Annotated in this window: 1 protein-coding gene; it reads left to right on the top strand. The window is 44.3% G+C overall.

The window, feature by feature from the left end:
• Nucleotides 1–446 precede the first annotated feature (446 nt).
• A complete protein-coding gene (locus tag SJI00_RS22300; RefSeq protein ID WP_322463846.1) occupies nt 447–1181 on the top strand; it encodes a hypothetical protein in 735 nt (244 codons plus the stop codon).
• Nucleotides 1182–1365: the final 184 nt, after the last annotated feature.

Below are 1365 nucleotides of genomic sequence, written 5' to 3'. Positions count from 1 at the left end.
GTGCTGCAGCCAGCTTTAACCAGAAAAAGATTAATTCTTAATGACGAGGACATGCACTCAGCGATCAGTAGCCTCTACGATCAATACCTGAATGGAAAATGGGTGAACCCAAAGCTGTTCGGAAAATTACCTGACAGTCTTAAGAAACACCCAACCCGGCAGATTTTTTTATAAAAAAAAGACCAATATCGACTTTGGCAGGGTCGGGTGGAGACATCAGTAGATAACCCGATCCTTGAAATAAATATTAGCTACGCACACGCGTTTAACTCGAAAATGACTGGGCATGTGTATGCATTTCGCCTGACGCTTGATGAATTTTCGAGTGAGGCGGACCGAGAAGAAAAGCGAGTCGATAATAGTCAGCCCAGCGAGCTCGGAATAGATTTTAACAGCACCCGAACCATCGCAATAGCTATTCCTCAAGTCAAATAATGGAGATACACGTGCTTAAAATTTTTCAGCCGCCAGAATTACCAAATATTCTTCAATGGAAGTTTCTTGCTGACCCTGAGGTTTGCATGTGGACGATTAGAGCCAGGAACTACAATATACATATCGCCAACATTGCGTTTTTTTTGTACGCAATGATCAGCTTGACTGCCTCACTAATTTTATATTATACGCTCAAAGAAACAAGTCAGCCGTGGCGGGCATTTTGGTCCTTCTTGATTTTTTTTATAACGCTATACTTGCCTGCAGCCGCAAACTACCAGCGAATCAATGTCACTTGTAGAATTACGGCTTCCAGAATGGAATACTGCGAATGGAAGAATAACTTCAGAATCAACCCAAAACTATTGGCCGGCATAACAATTTTCGTTTCAGTAGCCATTATTTTCATCGCAGCTACTACGCCTGGGCTTTCGTTCGTCGCCATCTTGGGGCCAGGCGGCATGGGAATTATGGCGTTGATGCAGCTTAACTCACAAAGATTTCAGGAGCCATACAGGGAATACAATCACCTCGTATTCGATTGGACGCGAGTCACACAGTTGACCATCGCCAAAGACAGAGAGGCTGTGGCCTTGGAATATAGATCTATCAAAGAAGGTTGGGAGATGCTTTCGAATTGCAGTATTTACTGCGAGAAGGGGCAAAAAGACGCAGTCGCGAAACTTATCCGCTCTTACCTCGCACCCGACGTGCCGGTCATCAGAGGCAAGGTCAGTTGCAATTAGGTACTAAATAATACTCAAGAGTGATTCTACTAAGCGGTGGAATACAGCCCCGTCGCCTCACATGGGTTATTGACACCCAATCATCTGCTTCACAATTTTAACTACACCAGGAAAACTAATAGTCATGTGCACTTAGGCTCTGTACGAAAAATCTTGAGACGAAGTTCAGGCCAGGCGAAAACCG

The sequence above is a fragment of the Pseudomonas gebzensis genome, assembly GCF_034427815.1.
GTDB lineage: Bacteria > Pseudomonadota > Gammaproteobacteria > Pseudomonadales > Pseudomonadaceae > Aquipseudomonas.
Note: the sequence above shows the minus strand (reverse complement) of the source record. Positions and strands in the feature narration are given on the sequence as shown.